Here is a 14,911-nt window from a genome sequence, read left to right on the forward strand (position 1 = left end):
GGAGGCATCCGCCGGTTCAATCAACGACACGCCAGTGCAGATCGAAACCGGGGTCAAAGACCGTCAGAGGGCCGTCATCTGTCGGGATCGTGGCGGGATAGGTGACAGGCGCCCCTTTTTCCAGCGTGATTGTCGCGTCATTGGGGGGCAGGCCATAAAATTGCGGTCCGTTCAGCGATGCGAAGGCTTCCAGCTTTTTCAGTTTGCCGGCGACTTCGAACACTTCGGTCAGACAGGACATGGTGTTTGGCGCCGTGAATATTCCGGCACAGCCACAGGGTTGCAGCTTGGCGGGGTCTGTGTGCGGCGCACTGTCGGTGCCAAGGAAAAACCGCTTGTCCCCCGAAATGGCCGCCTGCACCAGCGCGATGCGATGTGCCTCGCGTTTGGCGACGGGCAGGCAGTAATAATGCGGTTTGATGCCACCTGCGAGGATATGATTGCGGTTGATGATCAGGTGATGGGTCGTGATCGTCGCGGCCAGGTTCTTGTGGCTGTCGCGCACGTAATCCACCGCGTTCTGCGTGGTCACATGTTCCATCACGATCTTCAGATCAGGCACCTTCTTGCGCAGCGGTTTCAGTACCTTGTCGATAAACACCGCTTCGCGGTCGAAAATGTCGATGGCGCTGTCTGTCACCTCGCCATGCACGCAAAGCGGCATCCCGATTTCCGCCATGACTTCCAGCACCGGTCGGACCTTATCGAAATCGCGCACGCCTGATGCCGAATTTGTCGTGGCACCTGCCGGATACAGCTTGACCGCCGTGGCGATGCCGTCGGCATGGGCGCGGCGCACATCGGTGGGGTCGGTTTCTTCGGTCAGGTACAGCGTCATCAAGGGCGTAAAGTTCGCCCCCGCTGGTAACGCGGCCAGGATCCGGTCGCGATAGGCAACGGCTTGTGCCCCCGACACCACGGGCGGGACAAGATTGGGCATGATGATTGCCCGACCGAAATGGCGTGTCGTTTCTGGCAAGACAGCCCGCAACATGGCCCCGTCGCGCAGGTGCAGGTGCCAATCATCAGGGCGGCGGATCGTCAGGCGTGTGATATCAGTTTCAGTCATGCGCGACGGATTACACCTTTGCGCCCGTCGTGACCATAGGTTCTTGTCTTTGACCTTGCGCATCGCGGGGTTGATCCCGATATGTAACGCGTTGCCCACCATAGCCGGAGCCACAAGATGCTTGGATTTCTCATCGCCGCCGCCGCAGGATATTTGACGCCGCAGATTACCGAAAGTCTTGCTGATCCGGTGATCAAGGCGGTGTCGCGTCATATAACAATTAAACCGGCCGAAAGACCCGTCGTCGGCTTCCTGATTGCGATGCTGGCGGCAGGCGTAGCGGCGGATCTGCTACACAGCGGTTCACCATTTTGGGTGATCGCGGGCGGTGCGCTGGGCTATTTCGGCACGCGCCTTGCAAATCGCATCCAAAAACTGATCAATCGCGCCCCAGACGACCGCTAGCCATGCGGATGCTGCATTGCGGCAATGCGGCTTTGACGGTTTTGGGTTCATCGCAATGTCATATGTTCGGGTCAACGCACACCTAGCAGGAGTTGACCCATGGCTTTTTTCAATGAACCACTTGCCACGATCACGCACAGCGGCCTGATGTCCCGCATCGCGGCAAGGATGGTGCATTGGCTTGATCAGTTGATGGAGGCCCGAAGCCGGTCCGATGTCGTTGCCCGCCTCGAGAACTGCAGTGACGCCGATCTCAAACGGATGGGCGTTGCCCGTTCCGACATCGTCCGGCATGTCTATCGCGACGTCTATTACCTTTAATCTTCCGGCATCTCTGACAGATCGCGCAGCTTTTCGGCAAAAAATGCATTGCGCCCGCGCTGAAGCATGTAGCGGCAGATGACCCGTGCAAGGCCGCGATGATCGATGCTGATCAGCCGCAAGACCAGCGCCCGCACATAGGTCTGGTCATAACGCCTTGCACGCAACAACTGGATGAAACGCTCGCGGTCAAGCGTGCCATCCATGGCCAGTTTGATCATGACATCATGGATCCCAAGACGGTCCAGCGCCTGATCAAGATGCGTCCCCAAAAGCGGACAAGGCAACATCGTGACATGGGATTGCCTGAACAATGCCGCATGCACCGCGTCCAGTCGCTGCAGGGGATCAAAGGCGACAAAAACCTCATCTGCCGCGTCGATCATCTCGGGCGCATACCCAAAGCGATCATTGAAGTTGTTGATCCGTTGCGCCTTGTAACGCGGATCCCAGCCAGCTGTCTGCGCGTCAAGCGTCGCCTGTGGGCGTAGCGCGATGACTGTCGCACCGGGGGCCGCCACGCTAAAGGCCGCAGCGGCATAGGCACCACCATGGGCCCCGTGAAAGACGATTCGTTCGAAATCATCGAAAAATCCGTCATCAATCATACGGTCGAAGAAATCATAAATCGCCTGATCGCGAAACCAGCTTGCCTCGAACGACATTAGTGACAGATGTGACCAGCCATCCTGACGGGCAAATGCAAAACCGCGCGGCTCTGCATCCGCGTTATGGGCCCGAATTTCTTGCGCGTTTTCAAAAGTCACCAGCAGCTTGTTGCAGCCTTCAAGAAAGCCGACACAATGCGTGCTGCCTAATTGCTCAAAAAAACCATGGTCTTCGCAAATATCGTCGATTTCGGCGAACCAGTCGTTTGGTTCGAGGTCGGTCAAATTGGTAATAATCGTTAACTGTGGGTCTTGCATCGTTACGCTCCAACTGGGGAAAACACCCCCATCTGTCGGCTTACTATCTAACTAGGCTTTGCGGCAATAGTGGGCGCATTTTGGTGCCCAATTGTCAGCGTAAACGCCTAAAAGAACGCCTGAAGGCCCGTTTGTGCACGTCCGAGAATTAGTGCGTGCACATCATGCGTCCCTTCATAGGTATTCACCGTTTCAAGGTTAACCATATGCCGCATGATCTGGAAATCCTCGCTGATTCCATTGCCGCCATGCATGTCGCGCGACGCCCGCGCGATATCCAGCGCCTTGCCGCAGTTGTTCCGTTTCAACAGACTGATCATTTCAGGGGCTGCGCGGCCTGCCTCCATCAGGCGGCCAAGTTGCAGCACGCTTTGGGTGCCCAATGCGATCTCGGTCTGCATATCGGCCAGTTTTTTCTGGAAAAGCTGGGTTTGCGCCAATGGCTTGCCGAACTGCTTGCGGTCCAGGCCATAATTGCGCGCCGCGTGCCAACAGGCCTCTGCCGCGCCCATGACACCCCAGGCAATGCCATAACGCGCACGGTTCAAACAGCCAAATGGCCCTTTCAGGCCCTGCACGCCGGGCAACAGCGCCTCCTCGCCCACTGCGACACCGTCCATAACGATTTCGCCGGTAACCGAGGCGCGCAACGACAGCTTGCCGCCGATTTTCGGCGCGCTCAATCCCGCCATGCCCTTTTCAAGGACAAAGCCTCTGATCTTGCCGCCATGTGCGTCGGATTTGGCCCAGACCACAAACACATCCGCGATGGGGGCGTTGCTGATCCACATCTTTGACCCGTTCAAAACATACCCGTCAGCGGTCTTTTTCGCGGTCGTTTTCATGCCCGCCGGGTCGCTGCCCGCATCCGGTTCAGTCAACCCGAAACAGCCGATCAGCGTGCCTGCCGCCAATCCGGGGAGGTATTTGGCGCGCTGCGCGTCGGACCCATAGGCGTTGATGGGATACATCACGAGGGACGATTGCACCGACATCATCGACCGGTACCCGCTGTCCACCCGCTCGATCTCGCGCGCGACAAGCCCGTAGGTGACATAACCCGCGCCCAGCCCGCCGAATTCTTCGGGTATGGTGACGCCCAGCAACCCGGCTTCGCCCATCTGGGCAAAAATCGCAGGATCCACGATTGCGTCGCGGTAGGCGTCCTTGATCTTGGGCTGCAAAACACCCTGCGCGAATGTCTGCGCTGCATCGCGCAGCATCCGTTCGTCCTCGGTCAACTGATCCTCAAGCCGCAGTGGGTCGGCCCAGTCGAACGGGCCCAGATCAGGGCCAAAGCCAGTTGTTTTGATAGGGGTGGAATCATTCATGTGGCAGCCTCCGCAGTTGCCGGCAAGGCTAGGACTTTGGGGGCATCGTGGCAATGCACGGCTTGACGACGCGCGCACAGGATGCAGCTATAGCCGGTGAGGGAGTGAAAAAATGGCATTTGCAGATATCGAAGAGGTGCAGGCAGCGCTTGCCGGGCAGGACTATGTCTGCGGGCGGGCATTGGCGACGGTGGTGTTTCTCAGCCTGCGTCTGGGGCGGCCACTGTTTCTTGAAGGTGAAGCCGGCACCGGGAAGACCGAAATCGCCAAGGCGATCGCAGCGGCGCTGGGCCGGCGGCTGATCCGGCTGCAATGCTACGAAGGGCTTGATGCCGCTTCGGCCGTTTATGAATGGAACTTTGCCGAACAGATGATTGCCATCCGCGCGGCAGAGGCCGCAGGCGGGGCGGATCGCGATACGCTCAAGACAGAGCTCTTCACCGAAGACTACCTGATCGAACGCCCGCTGCTACAGGCCATGCGCCCCCAATCTGGTGGACCGCCCGTGCTTTTGATCGACGAGCTTGACCGCACCGACGCCCCGTTCGAGGCGTTCCTGCTCGAGGCGCTGTCGGATTTTCAGGTGACGATCCCGGAACTGGGAACCATCAAGGCCCCCGCACCGCCTATCGTGATCATTACATCCAACCGCACCCGCGAAGTGCACGACGCGCTGAAACGGCGCTGTCTTTATCACTGGGTCGACTACCCTGATTTCGATCGGGAAATGGAAATTCTGCACGCACGCGCGCCCGAAGCATCCGAGGCCTTGTCGCGTGAAATCGTGGCTTTTGTGCAAAAACTGCGCGGCGAGGATCTGTTCAAGAAACCGGGCGTGGCCGAAACCATCGACTGGGCAAAATGTCTGCTGGCACTGGATGTGATCAACCTGTCGCCCGCGACAATCGCCGATACGCTGGGTGCCATCCTGAAATATCAGGACGATATCCAAAAACTCCAGGGTTCCGAAGCGAAACGGATCCTGGATGCGGCAAAGGCCGAACTGGACATGCATTGATGCTTCTTCTGTTCAAAAATACCTCACAGGGGTCCGGGGATGTGAAATCCCCGGTCCGACGCGCGCAACATGGTTGATCTGCCTGATCTGGCGTTGCCGGACGACCCCAAACTGGCACAGAATATCGTGCATTTCGCACGCGCCCTGCGGCGTGCGGGCTTGCCGGCCGGGCCGGGCCGGGTAATCGATGCGATCCGGGCGGTGCATGCGGCCGGTTTCACGCGCCGGAATGATTTTTACTGGACCCTGCACGCCTGCTTCGTGTCGAAACCAGAAGAACGACTTGTCTTCGCTCAGCTCTTTCGGCTTTACTGGCGCGACCCGCAATATCTGGAACAGATGATGTCGTTGCTGTCGCCCATGGTGCGGGGCGCCCAAGACGAACGGTTGGCGCAAGCGGCTGAGAAACGCGCGGCACAGGCGCTTCTTGACGATCAGCTGCCCGACTTGCCCGCAACCGAACAAACAGGTGAAGAAACCGAGGTCGAGATCGACGCATCGCGCACCATATCGACCACCGAACGCTTGCGCAGTCTGGATTTCGAACAGATGAGCACCGCCGAAATGGCCGCCGCACAACGGATGCTGGCCAAACTGCGTCTGCCGGTTCCCCCGATCCACAGTCGCCGCACGCAACCCTTGCCGGGGCATCTGCCCGACTGGCGCGGCACCATGCGGACTGCCATGCGCCGCGGCGGCGAGGTGACTGATTTCGCGACCAGACGTCGGCGCTTGCGCTATCCAAATCTTGTCGTTCTGTGCGATATTTCGGGGTCGATGTCGCAGTATTCGCGGGCTGTCCTGCATTTCCTGCATTCCGTCGCCAATCGCGAGGGGCAAGGCTGGGCGCAGGTTCACGCCTTTACCTTTGGCACGCGGTTGACCAACATCACCCGGCATCTGCGCACCCGTGACGTGGATGCTGCCCTTGCCGCAGCCGGGGCCGAGGCGCAAGACTGGGAAGGCGGCACGAGAATCGCCGCCTGTCTGCACGCGTTCAACCGCGACTGGTCGCGCCGGGTCATGGGGCAGGGGGCCGTCGTCTTGTTGATCACCGATGGCCTTGACCGTGACAGCGATGCCAATCTGGGCCGTGAGATGGAACGGCTAAAACTATCGGCACGGCAGGTCATCTGGCTGAACCCGCTGTTGCGGTGGGATGGCTTTACCCCCAAGGCGCGCGGGATCATCCAGATGCTGCCCCATTGCACAAGCTTTCGGGCGGGGCATAATATCGCGTCATTGGAAGGGCTGACACAGGCGCTGGCCCATCCTGATGACGGCGGCCAAAAGGTGCGGCTGATGGCGATGATGGGGCAGGAGGGGGCATGACCCGTATAGCCAGACAAGAGGAACCGGCCATGATGGATATTCCAGAATTGGCTCTGCAATGGTATCGGGCCGGGCGCGACGTGGCCCTTGCGACCGTGGTGCAAACATGGGGGTCCGCACCGCGCCCCATCGGCAGCCAGTTGGTCATCGACGCAGACGGCATGATCCAAGGGTCGGTATCGGGGGGCTGCGTCGAAGGCGCGGTCATCTTGGAAGCGATCGACGCGCTGGCCGATGGCAAGCCGCGGCTGCTGGATTTCGGCGTCAGCGATGACGAAGCCTTTGCCGTGGGTCTGGCGTGCGGCGGACAGATCAGGGTGCTGGTTGAACCGGTCGGCAGTGCCCTACCGGTGCCCATCCTGGAACAGCTTGTTGCGGCACGCGCCCGGGCAGAGCCTGTGGCCTACGTGACCGATCTGGAAAGCGGGCCCGCGCGCCTGGCACCGGCTGGTGCCTACCCCGACCGGTTCCGCATGGATCGGTCCGGCATTGAGGATGACGGGCGGACGTTCGTGGGTGTGCACAACCCGCCCTTGCGCATGATCATCGTCGGGGCGGTGCATATCGCGCAGCCGCTGGTCGTCATGGCCCGCGCATGTGGTTATGCGCCGACGCTGATCGACCCGCGCGCCGCCTTTGGCGCGCAAGGCCGTTTTCCCGGCGAAACCATTCTGGACGACTGGCCGGATGCAGCCTTGGCTGCATTGCGGCCCGATGCGCGCACGGCGGTGGTGACGCTAACCCACGATCCAAAGCTGGATGATCCTGCGATCAAGGCTGTCTTGCGGTCCGACATCTTTTACCTAGGCTGTCTGGGATCGACCCGCACCCATGCCAAGCGCGTGGAGCGTTTGCAGGATGCAGGGTTCACGCCAGCAGAGATCGCGCGCATTCATGCCCCTGTCGGCCTTGATATCGGTGGGCGGAACCCGGGCGAGATTGCTGTCAGCATCATGGCGCAGGTGACGCAGACCCTGCGCAAGCGGTCGTGAAATTCGGCCCTGTCCCCGTCACCGATGCGCTGGGCGCGGTGCTGGCGCATTCGGTCGTTGTGGCGGATGGGCGCTTACGCAAGGGCCTGACGTTGGGGCCAGCGGAATTGGCCAGGCTGCTCGCAAGCGGACATGATACTGTTGTCGTGGCGCGGCTCGCACCGGACGACATGGATGAGGACACAGCCGCAGCACATCTGGCAAGGGCGATTACCGGCCCGGGGCTGCGGTTGACGCAGGCCGCCACCGGTCGGGTGAACGTCATTGCAACAGCCATCGGTATCGCCCGGATAGCGGTGGATGGGATCAACGCAGTGAACGCGGTGAACCCGATGATCACCGTGGCGACTGTTCCGCCACTGCACCGGGTCGCGCCCGGCAGCATGGTTGCCACGATCAAAATCATTTCCTACGCGGTCCCGCGGCCGCATCTGCAAACCGCCGCCGCGGCCGGAAGCGATCTGCTTGCGGTTGCGCAGCCGGCCTATCGCGACGCCACATTGATCGAAACCCGGCTGACGGATGTACCTGCGGCCAAGGGACGCGATGCGATCCGGGGGCGGCTGGACCGACTGGGGCTTGACCTGACGCCGCGGATCATCGTCAAACACGATACCGCCGAATTGGCGCAGGCCATTGCCCAAAGTCCCGGCGAGGTGATTTTCGTGCTGACGGCCTCGGCCACGTCTGACCCGGATGATGTGGGCCCTGCGGCCCTGCGTGCGGCGGGCGGGCGGCTCGTTCAGTTTGGCATGCCCGTAGACCCCGGGAACCTTCTTTTCCTGGGGTATCTGGACAAACGTCCGGTGATCGGATTGCCGGGGTGTGCCCGGTCGCCCGCGCTGAACGGGGCGGATTGGGTGATGGAGAGGGTGATTTGCGGCGTCGATCTGACGCCTGCGGATTTTGCCGCGATGGGGGTCGGAGGGTTGCTCAAGGAAATCCCGACACGACCCCAGCCGCGCGCGCAGATTGGCGCAGCCAAAAGAACCAGATAGCCTTTTGTCAGCTTGGGTATTGTGGCACGCCTGCCCGCCAAACCGGCATGATGCTGCAACTGCAGCGAAAGTTTGCTGTTCTCATGTCTGAAAAGCCGTGTTTAACTCTTACGAAAGAAAACACCATTTCGGGAGGGATTCATGACCAAGGTGACGATGCAGGTGAACGGGCGATCGGTGTCCGGGGACGTCGAAGGCCGGACACTGCTGGTGGATTTTCTGCGGGACGACCTGCGGCTGACAGGGACGCATGTGGGATGTGACACCAGCCAATGCGGCGCTTGTGTGGTGCATGTTGATGGGAACGCAGTGAAATCCTGCACGATGTTTGCGCTTGAGGCGGACGGGGCCGATGTGGCCACGATCGAAGGTCAGGCGAACCCCGATGGATCGCTGAATGTCATTCAGCAGGCGTTTCAGGACCATCATGGTCTGCAATGCGGATTTTGCACGCCGGGCATGGTGATGTCGGCAGCGGCGCTGCTGAAAGAGAATCCTACCCCGACAGAGGCCGAAATCAGAGAGTATCTGGAAGGAAATATCTGCCGCTGCACGGGCTATCACAACATTGTCAAGGCGATCATGGCCGCATCGGGCCAGGATGTAGGGGCGATCGCAGCCGAGTGATTTTGCGGGGCAGGGACAGGCAAGGCCTACCTGACGCACCCCGATTTACTTAGGGTGGAGCTTGGCCACCCGACGAGGGAGGAAATTCAATGCCAAAAGACACTGGAATAGGTGCAAGCACCAAACGCCGCGAGGATGTCCGGTTTCTGACCGGTCGTGGCCGATACACCGATGATATCTATACCCATGGCGAATGCGCGGCCGTCTTTGCCCGCTCTACCGTGGCAAACGGGGTCATCAAATCCATCGACACCAGAGCGGCCGCATCCATGCCGGGCGTGCTGGCGATTTTTACCGGCGAGGATTTTGCCGAGGTGGGTGGCAACCCCGCTGGCTGGCTGATCAACAGCCGCGACGGCGAGCCGATGAAAGAACCCAAGCGTCCGGTGCTGGCCCATGGCAAGGTCCGCCACGTGGGCGACGCCTATGCCGCCGTCATCGCAGAAACGGTCCAGCAGGCCCGCGATGCGGTCGAGGCGATCGAAGCCGATATCGAAGAGCTGCCCGCCATCGTGAACATGAAGGACGCGCTGTCAGGCACCAACTATGTCCATGATGAAATCGGCACAAACCAGTGTTTCGACTGGGGCTGGATCGAAGATAACCGCGCTGCGACGGACGAGGCGATCAAGAACGCGCATCACGTCACCACGCTGGAACTGGTCAATAACCGGCTTGTGCCCAACGCAATGGAACCGCGCTGTTCCATCGGGCATTACAATCCCGGTACAGATGAATACACGCTGCACACCACCAGCCAGAACCCGCATCTGACGCGGTTGTTGATCAGCGCCTTTGTCATGGGGATTCCCGAAAACAAGCTGACCGTGATCGCACCCGACGTGGGTGGCGGTTTTGGGTCCAAGATCTATCACTACGGCGAAGAAGCACTTGTTCTGGCGGCTGCCAAGAAACTGGGCCGGACCGTCAAATGGACTGCCGACCGGACAGAATCGTTTTTGACAGACGCCCATGGTCGCGATCACGTCACCAAGATCGAACTGGCGATGGACGCCGAGGGCAATTTCCTTGCCTTCCGGACCGAGACCATGGCCAACGTCGGCGCCTATCTGTCGAATTTTTCCACCGCAACGCCGACGTTCCTGCATGGCACGCTGATGGCGGGCAACTACACCGTGCCGCTGGTCTATGTGAACGTGAAGGCCGTGTTTACCAACACTGCCCCCGTTGACGCCTATCGCGGCGCGGGCCGCCCCGAGGCGACCTTTTCACTGGAACGCGTGATCGACAAAGCCGCCCGTGAGATCGGGCGTGACCCGATTGAACTGCGTCGGCAGAACTTCATCAAGCCGGACCAGTACCCTTTCGCCTCTGCGGCAGGTCTGGAATACGACAGCGGCAACTACGACGCACTGATGGACCAGATGGAAAAGGTCGCCGATGTGGCGGGCTTTGCCGGACGGCGCAAGGCGTCCGAGGCCAAGGGACTGCTGCGCGGCTTTGGCGTGAACGCCTATATCGAGGCTTGCGGCATCGCGCCGTCGAACCTTGTGGGTGTGCTGGGGGCGCGTGTCGGTCTTTATGATGCAGCAACGGTCCGGGTGAACGCCACCGGCAACCTGTCGGTCATGGTCGGCGCGCACAGCCACGGGCAAGGGCATGAAACAGTGTTCCCACAGGTCGTGGCCGAAATGCTTGGCATTGATCCGCAAAACATCGATATCGTGCATGGCGACACGTCGAAAATCCCCTTCGGGATGGGCACCTATGGATCGCGGTCCCTGGCGGTGTGCGGGTCGGCCGTGGTGCGTGCGACCGAAAAGATCATCAGCAAAGCCAAGAAAATCGCAGCGCATATGCTAGAGGCTTCTGAGGCGGATATCGAGCTGACGGACGGCGTGTTCAGCGTTGCAGGGACCGATAAATCCGTGAGCTTTGGTGAGGTCGCGCTGAAAGCCTACATCCCCCACAATTTCCCGATCGAGGATATCGAACCGGGGCTGGAGGAAACAGCATTCTACGATCCGGCGAACTTTACCTATCCGTCGGGTGCCTATTGCTGCGAGGTCGAAGTCGATCCTGAAACCGGCAAGGTGCGTGTGGACCGGATGACGGCGGTTGATGACTTTGGTAATGTTATCAACCCGATGGTTGTGACCGGGCAGGTGCACGGCGGTCTGGGACAGGGGATCGGTCAGGCCTTGGTCGAAAACACCACCTACGACGAGAACGGCCAGCTTCTGTCAGCCAGCTATATGGATTATACCATGCCGCGCGCCGATGACCTGCCGTTCTATACGGTCGATCACAGCAAGGGAAATGCCTGCACGCATAACCCCTTGGGTGTCAAAGGCTGCGGCGAGGCGGGGGCCATCGGATCACCGCCAACGGTCGTCAATGCGGTTGTCGACGCCCTGCAATCGGGCGGCAAGAACGTCACCCATATCGACATGCCAATGACCCCGCACCGGGTTTGGTCCGCGATGCAGGGGGCATGAAGAGAGAGGGCAGGACCGGGGGCCAGCCCCCGGACCCCCGAGGTATTTTTGAACAAAAGAAGGGCCATGGGCCACTTTTGTCGCACGAAAGGACGAACGATGTATGCTTTTGAGATAGAACGGCCCGCCACGATCGCCGATGCGGTCGCGGCGTTGCAGGCAGAGGATGCGCAGGCTTTGGGTGGCGGGCAGACCCTGATCCCGACGTTGAAGGCGCGGCTGGCGATGCCCGGCAGCTTGATCAGCCTGAGCGGAATTGGCGAGATGCAGGGTGTATGTCAAGACGATGACGGGTCAGTCTGTATCGGGGGGGCGACCACCCATGCCGCGGTTGCCGGGCAGGCCGCAGCGCATTATCCCGCGCTGGCCGCACTTGCCAGCCATATCGGTGATCCGGCCGTGCGTAACCGCGGCACGATTGGCGGATCGCTGGCCAATAACGATCCCTCGGCATGTTATCCTGCGGCCGCCCTTGGATCGGGAGCCACGATCATGACCAACGCGCGCAAGATTGCGGCCGACGATTACTTTCAAGGCATGTTCACAACAGCCTTGGACGCAGGCGAGGTTATCACCGAGGTGCGGTTTCCCGTGCCAGTGGTGGCGAATTATCAAAAGTTTGTCCAGCCTGCGTCCCGTTTCGCATTGGTCGGTGTTTTTGTCGCGAAATATGCGGATGGCGTGCGCGTGGCCGTTACCGGCGCGTCCGAGGAAGGCGTGTTTCGCTGGACCGAGGCAGAGGCAGCATTAACCGCGAATTTCACCGGCGACGCGCTGGAAGGGCTGAACGTTCCCGAAGAGGGTATGATTGCCGATCTGCATGGCTCTGCTGCATATCGTGCCCATCTTGTCGGCGTGATGACGAAAAGGGCTGTTGCAGCCGCAAGCTGAGCGACAATACCGGGTGATCGGGTCAGCCAAGGGGTTTTTGGGGCCCGTTCCTCGTGACGGAAGAAGCATTTGCGCGGCATTACCCGCCAGGACGTTCCGTTGGGCTGCTGAAAGAATCGATCACGAATCGAAAACGCCCTGACGAAAAGTCAGGGCGTTTGCGCAGCACATGCCGAGAGCGGCCAGCCAAAAGTGCTATTTCGGCAGTGGCCCGATCAGCATAACCATTTGGCGACCTTCCATCTTGGGAAAGTTTTCGACCCGTCCTGTCTCTTTGGTATCCTCAGCCACGCGTTCCAGCAACTGCCGCCCGAGTTCCTGGTGGGCCATTTCACGGCCACGGAAACGCAGGGTGATTTTCACCTTGTCGCCGTTTTCCAGAAACTTGAACACATTGCGCATTTTCACTTCGTAATCATGCTGGTCAGTGTTCGGACGAAACTTGACCTCCTTGATCTCGATGATCTTCTGCTTCTTGCGCGCCTCGGCTTCTTTTTTCTGGGTCTCGTATTTGAATTTGCCGTAGTCCATGATCTTGCACACCGGCGGCGTCGCATTGGGTGAGATTTCGACCAGATCCAACCCCGCCTCCTCGGCCATGACCATGGCACGTTCAGGCGTGACGACGCCGACGTTTTCACCATCGGCCCCGATGAGTCTGATTTCGCTGCTACGGATACGGTCATTGATCCGTGGGCCGGTATCGCGCTGCGGTGGCGCGTTATGTGGTCTGCGTCCTATGGTCTTTATCCTTTGATTGTTCCAATTGCGTAGCCTGCACGCTAGACTCAGTCTGCGCCCGCTTCAACCGGAAAAGGGGCGGTTTATCGCCAATCGTTCCGTTGATCCGGCTTTCCTGCGTCCCCATATGCTAAGACATCAACAACGGTCCTTTGGGCCAACAGGAAGGATCAGATCAATGAGAGCGATTATCATCATCGTCATTGCAGCCGTGCTTGGTTTTTTTGGGTATCAGTATGCCGTTAATGGACGTGCCCCGGCAGAGGCGGTATCCGTTCTGACCGGAGAGGCCGCAAGACAACAGGCCGAAGCCGAGGCTGCCGCAGCGCAAGCTGCCGCCGAAGCAGAGGCTGCCGCTGCCGAAGCCGAGGCCGCCGCCGAAGCCGCACAACAAGCGGCCCTGCAAGAGGCTGAGGAAGCCGCCGCTGCTGCAGAGCAAGCCGCCGCCACCGCTGCTGCCGAAGCCGAGGCTGCAGCACAGGCTGCTGCAGAAGAGGCCGCTGCTGCGGCAGAGGCTGTGATGGAGGGTACATCTGGCGCCGCAGAAGAGGCCGTTGAAGCCGCGACAGAAGCTGCATCCGAAGCGGCAGAGGCTGTTGCCGAAGCCGCAGATGCTGCCGAAGAGGCAATGACCGACGGCACCCAGGCCGCGACCACGAATGACATCATGGAACAGTCGGACGAGCTACTGACGGTTGAAGGGTTCAATGCGGACCGGGTGCTGATCCTGATCGAAAATGCTGACATCCCTGAAGAACAGAAAGCCACGCTGACCAACGCGGTCAATACGGCCAAGGAAAACCCTGTCCTTTTGCAGCCCGTGCTGGACCAGATCAGGCAATTCATCGGCCAGTAAGTGCGACATCAAGAACAGGCCCGCATCGTGAGTGATGCGGGCCTTTCGCTGTCACGACAGTGGTTTATCCAACAAAAGCCTTTTCAATGACGAACTGGCCGGGGTCTGAATTGGCACCTTCGTGCAGGCCCGCTTTTTCCAGCAGTGCCTTGATATCATGGTTGAACGCCAGCGATCCGCAGACCATTGCCCGATCCGTGGCGGGGTCCAGTGGCGGCACACCCAGATCGACAAAAAGTTCGCCGTTTTCGATCAGTGTGGTGATCCGCCCCATCTTGGGGCTTTGTTCGCGTGTCGTCGTGGGATAATAACGTATCTTGTCCAGGTTTTCCTGTCCCAGAAGTTCCAGCATCATCTCGTCTGACTTCAGATTTTCGATCAGCTCGCGGCTATAGGTCAGTTCGTCCACGTCGCGGCAGGTGTGGGTGATGATGACTTCGTCATAGTTTTCATATGTTTCAGGTTCGCGCAGCAGTGATGCGAAAGGGGCAAAGCCGGTACCGGTGGCAAAGAAGTAAAGACGCTTGCCGGGCAGCAGCGCGTCATGGACCAGCGTGCCGACGGGCTTGGGCCGCAGGATGATCTCGTCTCCCGGCTGGATATGCTGCAAACGCGACGTCAGCGGGCCGTCGGGAACCTTGATCGAATAGAACTCCAGCTCTTCATCCCAGGATGGTGAGGCGATGGAATAAGCGCGCAGCAGCGGCTTTTGCTTACCGGTTTCAGGGTGCGGGTCGCCCATCAGGCCGATCATGACGAATTCGCCGGACCGAAAGCGCAGGCTGGCGGGCCGTGTCACCCGAAAGGAGAAAAGCCGGTCGGTGTAATGTTTCACCTGCGTCACTGTCTGCGCGTCGGGCAGGGTGGGCACGGGCTTGGCGGTGTCTAGGGTCACGGGTGTCTGCTCTGTCATATGTCTACTGGCGACCCTGATGGGGCCGCCCT

General features: G+C 59.9%; 15 protein-coding genes. 10 read left to right on the top strand and 5 right to left on the bottom strand.

Annotation, left to right across the window (positions count from 1 at the left end):
• Positions 1-16 precede the first annotated feature (16 nt).
• Positions 17-1,069 carry a dihydroorotase gene (pyrC, locus tag ACTG4B_RS10055; protein ID WP_439155566.1) on the bottom strand — a complete coding sequence of 351 codons (1,053 nt, stop codon included), beginning with the start codon at positions 1,067-1,069 and terminating at the stop codon, positions 17-19.
• A 117-nt stretch (positions 1,070-1,186) separates the two neighbouring features.
• Between pyrC and ACTG4B_RS10060 the strand changes: the two genes are divergently transcribed.
• Complete coding sequence (locus ACTG4B_RS10060; RefSeq protein WP_439155567.1) at positions 1,187-1,474, top strand: hypothetical protein; 288 nt, start codon at positions 1,187-1,189, stop codon at positions 1,472-1,474.
• Between the two features lie 99 nt (positions 1,475-1,573).
• Entirely contained in the window at positions 1,574-1,795 is a 222-nt protein-coding gene (locus ACTG4B_RS10065; RefSeq protein WP_439155568.1) for a DUF1127 domain-containing protein, read from the top strand.
• Here the strand turns inward: ACTG4B_RS10065 and ACTG4B_RS10070 are convergent.
• Positions 1,792-2,721, bottom strand: coding sequence for a phosphoadenosine phosphosulfate reductase (locus ACTG4B_RS10070; RefSeq protein WP_439155569.1), 930 nt, complete (start codon positions 2,719-2,721; stop codon positions 1,792-1,794). The two genes, ACTG4B_RS10065 and ACTG4B_RS10070, sit on opposite strands and share 4 nt — an antisense overlap.
• Positions 2,722-2,828: 107 nt before the next feature.
• Entirely contained in the window at positions 2,829-4,052 is a 1,224-nt protein-coding gene (locus tag ACTG4B_RS10075; RefSeq protein WP_439155570.1) for an acyl-CoA dehydrogenase, read from the bottom strand.
• 112 nt (positions 4,053-4,164) lie between these two features.
• Between ACTG4B_RS10075 and ACTG4B_RS10080 the strand changes: the two genes are divergently transcribed.
• The 7 genes from ACTG4B_RS10080 (at position 4,165) to ACTG4B_RS10110 (ending at position 12,369) form a co-directional block, all read left to right on the top strand.
• Positions 4,165-5,070, top strand: coding sequence for an AAA family ATPase (locus tag ACTG4B_RS10080; protein WP_439155571.1), 906 nt, complete (start codon positions 4,165-4,167; stop codon positions 5,068-5,070).
• 69 nt (positions 5,071-5,139) lie between these two features.
• Entirely contained in the window at positions 5,140-6,402 is a 1,263-nt protein-coding gene (locus ACTG4B_RS10085; RefSeq protein WP_439155572.1) for a vWA domain-containing protein, read from the top strand.
• Complete coding sequence (locus ACTG4B_RS10090; RefSeq protein ID WP_439155573.1) at positions 6,399-7,394, top strand: XdhC family protein; 996 nt, start codon at positions 6,399-6,401, stop codon at positions 7,392-7,394. Before ACTG4B_RS10085 ends, ACTG4B_RS10090 begins: the two co-directional genes overlap by 4 nt.
• Positions 7,391-8,392 carry a molybdopterin-binding protein gene (locus ACTG4B_RS10095; protein ID WP_439155574.1) on the top strand — a complete coding sequence of 334 codons (1,002 nt, stop codon included), beginning with the start codon at positions 7,391-7,393 and terminating at the stop codon, positions 8,390-8,392. The genes ACTG4B_RS10090 and ACTG4B_RS10095 overlap by 4 nt, the downstream gene beginning before the upstream one ends.
• Before the next feature lie 141 nt (positions 8,393-8,533).
• Positions 8,534-9,019 (top strand): (2Fe-2S)-binding protein, encoded by a 486-nt coding sequence (locus ACTG4B_RS10100; protein ID WP_439155575.1) that lies wholly within the window; start codon positions 8,534-8,536, stop codon positions 9,017-9,019.
• 89 nt (positions 9,020-9,108) lie between these two features.
• A complete protein-coding gene (locus ACTG4B_RS10105; protein ID WP_439155576.1) occupies positions 9,109-11,478 on the top strand; it encodes a xanthine dehydrogenase family protein molybdopterin-binding subunit in 2,370 nt (789 codons plus the stop codon).
• A 99-nt stretch (positions 11,479-11,577) separates the two neighbouring features.
• Positions 11,578-12,369, top strand: a complete 792-nt coding sequence (locus ACTG4B_RS10110) for an FAD binding domain-containing protein (RefSeq protein WP_439155577.1) — start codon at positions 11,578-11,580, stop codon at positions 12,367-12,369.
• A gap of 195 nt (positions 12,370-12,564) precedes the next feature.
• Here the strand turns inward: ACTG4B_RS10110 and infC are convergent, their stop codons facing one another.
• Positions 12,565-13,161, bottom strand: a complete 597-nt coding sequence (gene infC, locus ACTG4B_RS10115) for a translation initiation factor IF-3 (protein ID WP_439155603.1) — start codon at positions 13,159-13,161, stop codon at positions 12,565-12,567.
• 127 nt (positions 13,162-13,288) lie between these two features.
• Here infC and ACTG4B_RS10120 point away from each other — a divergent pair, with 127 nt between their 5' ends.
• Entirely contained in the window at positions 13,289-13,966 is a 678-nt protein-coding gene (locus tag ACTG4B_RS10120) for a hypothetical protein (protein WP_439155578.1), read from the top strand.
• Positions 13,967-14,030: 64 nt separating this feature from the next.
• Here the strand turns inward: ACTG4B_RS10120 and ACTG4B_RS10125 are convergent, their stop codons facing one another.
• Positions 14,031-14,879: a ferredoxin--NADP reductase gene (locus ACTG4B_RS10125; protein WP_439155579.1), complete on the bottom strand. Its 849-nt coding sequence runs from the start codon at positions 14,877-14,879 to the stop codon at positions 14,031-14,033.
• Between the last annotated feature and the right edge of the window lie 32 nt (positions 14,880-14,911).

This window comes from Yoonia sp., assembly GCF_965660735.1.
Taxonomy (GTDB): Bacteria; Pseudomonadota; Alphaproteobacteria; order Rhodobacterales; family Rhodobacteraceae; genus Yoonia.

Coding starts and splice junctions, on each gene's coding strand:
- pyrC (WP_439155566.1), bottom strand. CDS start 1,069: ATGACTGAAACTGATATCACACGCCTGACGATCCGCCGCCCTGATGAT.
- ACTG4B_RS10060 (WP_439155567.1), top strand. CDS start 1,187: ATGCTTGGATTTCTCATCGCCGCCGCCGCAGGATATTTGACGCCGCAG.
- ACTG4B_RS10065 (WP_439155568.1), top strand. CDS start 1,574: ATGGCTTTTTTCAATGAACCACTTGCCACGATCACGCACAGCGGCCTG.
- ACTG4B_RS10070 (WP_439155569.1), bottom strand. CDS start 2,721: ATGCAAGACCCACAGTTAACGATTATTACCAATTTGACCGACCTCGAA.
- ACTG4B_RS10075 (WP_439155570.1), bottom strand. CDS start 4,052: ATGAATGATTCCACCCCTATCAAAACAACTGGCTTTGGCCCTGATCTG.
- ACTG4B_RS10080 (WP_439155571.1), top strand. CDS start 4,165: ATGGCATTTGCAGATATCGAAGAGGTGCAGGCAGCGCTTGCCGGGCAG.
- ACTG4B_RS10085 (WP_439155572.1), top strand. CDS start 5,140: ATGGTTGATCTGCCTGATCTGGCGTTGCCGGACGACCCCAAACTGGCA.
- ACTG4B_RS10090 (WP_439155573.1), top strand. CDS start 6,399: ATGACCCGTATAGCCAGACAAGAGGAACCGGCCATGATGGATATTCCA.
- ACTG4B_RS10100 (WP_439155575.1), top strand. CDS start 8,534: ATGACCAAGGTGACGATGCAGGTGAACGGGCGATCGGTGTCCGGGGAC.
- ACTG4B_RS10105 (WP_439155576.1), top strand. CDS start 9,109: ATGCCAAAAGACACTGGAATAGGTGCAAGCACCAAACGCCGCGAGGAT.
- ACTG4B_RS10110 (WP_439155577.1), top strand. CDS start 11,578: ATGTATGCTTTTGAGATAGAACGGCCCGCCACGATCGCCGATGCGGTC.
- ACTG4B_RS10120 (WP_439155578.1), top strand. CDS start 13,289: ATGAGAGCGATTATCATCATCGTCATTGCAGCCGTGCTTGGTTTTTTT.
- ACTG4B_RS10125 (WP_439155579.1), bottom strand. CDS start 14,879: ATGACAGAGCAGACACCCGTGACCCTAGACACCGCCAAGCCCGTGCCC.